At 62.3% G+C, this 318-nt stretch carries 1 protein-coding gene; it reads left to right on the top strand.

Features of this window, described 5'->3' with window-relative positions:
• Window positions 1-38: 38 nt before the first annotated feature.
• Window positions 39-318 (top strand): hypothetical protein (locus AC5RUJ_RS18895; RefSeq protein WP_494156592.1); only part of this gene is annotated, 280 nt, incomplete at its 3' end.

The following is a 318-nucleotide window of genomic DNA, read 5'->3' as shown; positions in this document are numbered from 1 at the left end:
ATCTGCAGACCCCACGGTTCACGAACGGTCTTCCCGCGATGCACATCCAGTACAAGGACCCGGGTTCCGGCATCTATGTCAACATGGCCACTCCCGCGGGTGCCAGCACTGCCGGCATTATCACGGCAACATTGCCGCCCGTTTCTTCGGTGACGGGTGTTCTGGTGGATTCCGCTGGCGTTCCGCTGGAAGGGGCAGCGGCATACGCAGCCAATGGAATTTCCAACCCGGCGCATGTGACGGGCAGCGGGGGCAGGTTCAGCATTCCCGCAGGTGAGGCTTCGGCCCAGCTGGTTTTTCAGTACGCGCGCAATGGCG

It is taken from the genome of Arthrobacter sp. Y3223164 (genome assembly GCF_059091005.1).
The sequence above is the reverse complement of the archived record's forward strand: the minus strand, read 5'-3'. Positions and strand labels throughout refer to the sequence as shown.